The following is a 3,029-nucleotide window of genomic DNA, read 5'->3' as shown; positions in this document are numbered from 1 at the left end:
TCCCGATTCCCGATTCCCGATTCCCGATTCCCGATTCCCGATTCCCGACTCCCGACTCCCGATTCCCGAGAAGGATGAAATATTAAGCTTTAAGGATTAAAGATCAAGATGGAATGGAATTGGGATACTATGAAATATTTGCTAAGTATCCAGATTCCATTGGCGATTGTTGGTAATTTATGCCAGAATACCGATTGAATTAAGGCTGGCTGATTCAGCTACAGCAACCTCAATAGGGGAAAGAATGGTCTTATCAAAACGTCAATTTATCAATTTTTCTATCATTGCTGTTATTAGCGCCTGCCTTACCTTCCCCTTGAAGGTTCTCGCTACAACTCCTGCCCCAGATGTCTTATCCTCAACCAGTACCACTGCCACAATTACTACGCCTCACATGACTATTTTTCAGGCTGTGGTGCTGGGTTTTGTACAGGGCTTTACAGAATTCCTGCCTATTAGTAGTACCGCTCATTTAAAAGTGGTACCTGTGGCCTTAGGCTGGGGTGATCCAGGGGTTGCGTTTACGGCTGTGATTCAACTAGGCTCGATTGCAGCGGTGGTGTGGTACTTCTGGGGAGACTTGACTAAAGTCACTACTGGCGCATTCAAAGCTATCCGTAAATCCGATTACCAATCCCAAGACTTCCAGATGGCCCTGGGAATTGCCTTGGGAACCCTACCCATCGTCTTCTTTGGACTGCTGATTAAAATCTTTATCCCTGATTATGACAATTCTCCAATACGCAGTACCATGTCAATCGCCTATGTCTCGATTGTGATGGGTTTGTTGATGGGTGTGTCTGAAGTAGTGGGTAAGCGTAAGCGTAACTTTGAGGATTTAGGTCTTAAAGATGGGATCGGGATGGGCTTAGCTCAGGCGTTGGCTTTAGTGCCTGGTGTCTCCCGCTCTGGCTCAACTCTCACTGCTGGTTTATTCATGGGTTTGGAACGAGCAACCGCAGCACGATTTTCCTTTTTGTTGGGCATCCCCGCGATTACTTTAGCTGGTTTAGTGGAGTTAGTCGGTTTGCTCAAAGATGGCATCGGGGATGCTGGCGCAATGTCACTGATTGTAGGGGTGATTTCATCAGCAGTATTTTCCTACGTAGCGATCGCATGGATGATCAGCTATCTCAAGAAACAAGGTGTCTGGATATTTGTCTGGTATCGGTTATTGTTTGGGATAGCAATTTTAGGTGCTATTATAACTGGGGTTTTACAAAATAGTTAGCGATCGCAAGTGTCGGAAGATGGGAAGATAGGGAGATGGGGAGATGGGGAGATGGGGAGATAGGGAGAATTATCCCTTAAACTAGTGAAGAGTGTGGGAAGTGTGGGAAGTGTGGGAAGTGTGGGGAGATGGGGAGAATTATTCCAGCAATTATTGTATATTTTGATATATATTTATTTGGAAGAGATTCTAGGCAATGAAAGTAATTACTCGCCCCAATGTTTAAAGACCTACCCTTGTGAGCTCCCCCCTCTCCCCACACTCTTCTTCCCTCTCCCCCCTCTCCCCACACTACCCTCTCTCCCCACACTCTTCCCCCTGTTCCCTGTTCCCTGTTCCCTGTTCCCTAAAACCAACGACTTTGTGCCTCACCCAATTGAAAACTGCTATCAATGAGTCAAAGCTCGATTCGTCCAGTATTAATCACAAAGGTTCTTCCCAACTCCATTGCTGCTGAGGTTGGATTTGAACCAGGGGATTCTATTGTTGCGATTAATGGTAGCCATCCCCGTGATTTGATTGATTATCAATTCCTGTGTGCGGATGAAATTCTAGAACTGGAAGTGCTGGATGGGGCGGGTAAGACTCATGTGATCGAAATTGAGAAAGACTATGATGACGATTTAGGGCTGGAATTCGAGACAGCGTTATTTGATGGTTTGATTCAGTGCAATAATCGTTGCCCATTTTGCTTTATCGACCAACAACCACCAGGTAAGCGCCAAAGCCTTTATTTCAAAGATGATGACTATCGGCTTAGTTTTCTGTATGGGTCTTACCTAACCCTGACTAATCTGACTCAAACCGAGTGGGATCGGATCGAACGGATGCGTCTATCTCCTCTTTATGTTTCGGTTCATGCTACTGAACCGGATGTGCGCATACGCTTACTCAAAAATCCTCGGGCTGGGCTAATTTTAGAGCAGTTAAGGTGGTTTCAGGAGCGACGGCTGCAAATTCATGCCCAGGTAGTGGTGTGTCCTGGAATTAATGATGGCATTCACTTAGAACGTACTCTGTTAGATTTAGCTCAATTCTATACCGGTGATCTGCCCGCAGTCGCTTCAACGGCAGTAGTACCGGTGGGATTGACTCGATTTCGACCTCAGGAGGATGAACTAATTGAGGATGAACTAATTAGTGTTACTGGGGAGAAAGCTAGGGAAGTGATTGCTCAGGTTCAAAGGCTTCAGGAGAAATTTAAGCACCAGTTGGGGTCTACCTTTGCTTGGTTGGCAGATGAGTGGTTTTTGATTGCTAGAGAAGAGTTACCTCCAGAATCGGATTACGGAGACTACCCTCAAATTGGGAATGGTGTTGGTTCGATTCGTCTGTTCCTGAAACAATTCCAAACTGCTGCTACTCAACGGTTACCTAAGGGTCTAGAAATCCCCCGACGGGGGACTTGGGTAGTGGGTAATGCGGTGGAAAAAGCGTTTGAACCTGTGGTAGAGCGGTTCAATGCTGTGCCAGGATTGGAGATTAGGATGGTGGCGTTATCTAGTGATTACTGGGGTCAGGAGATAACGGTTACTGGGTTGCTGACTGGACAAGATTTACTGAAGGGATTAAAAGGAAAAGATTTAGGAGAAATGATTCTGTTACCTGGGTTGATGCTTAAGCATGGTGATACCCGGTTTCTGGATGATATGACTGTAGCAGAAGTGGCTGATCAGCTCAATACTCCGATTATTCCGGTTAATGGTATTGAGGAATTGATCGATGGGGCTGTTGGGAATAGGGAGTAGGGAGTAGGGAGTAGGGAGTAGGGAATCGGGAATCGGGAATCGGGAATCGG

At 46.1% G+C, this 3,029-nt stretch carries 2 protein-coding genes; both read left to right on the top strand.

All coding sequences use genetic code 11. The annotated features are described in order from the left end of the window. The first annotated feature begins 244 nt into the window (after positions 1–244). On the top strand, positions 245–1,231 hold the full coding sequence (locus BJP37_RS13515) for an undecaprenyl-diphosphate phosphatase (protein WP_075906065.1): 987 nt from the start codon (positions 245–247) through the stop codon (positions 1,229–1,231). Between the two features lie 392 nt (positions 1,232–1,623). Next, positions 1,624–2,979: a TIGR03279 family radical SAM protein gene (locus BJP37_RS13510; RefSeq protein WP_075899468.1), complete on the top strand. Its 1,356-nt coding sequence runs from the start codon at positions 1,624–1,626 to the stop codon at positions 2,977–2,979. Positions 2,980–3,029: the final 50 nt, after the last annotated feature.

Source organism: Moorena bouillonii PNG (assembly GCF_001942495.1).
GTDB lineage: Bacteria > Cyanobacteriota > Cyanobacteriia > Cyanobacteriales > Coleofasciculaceae > Moorena > Moorena bouillonii.
This window is presented reverse-complemented; position numbering and strand designations above follow the sequence as displayed.

What these genes read in the sequence shown, in the direction of transcription:
- BJP37_RS13515 (WP_075906065.1), top strand. Translation starts at nt 245, where the DNA reads ATGGTCTTATCAAAACGTCAATTTATCAATTTTTCTATCATTGCTGTT.
- BJP37_RS13510 (WP_075899468.1), top strand. Translation starts at nt 1,624, where the DNA reads ATGAGTCAAAGCTCGATTCGTCCAGTATTAATCACAAAGGTTCTTCCC.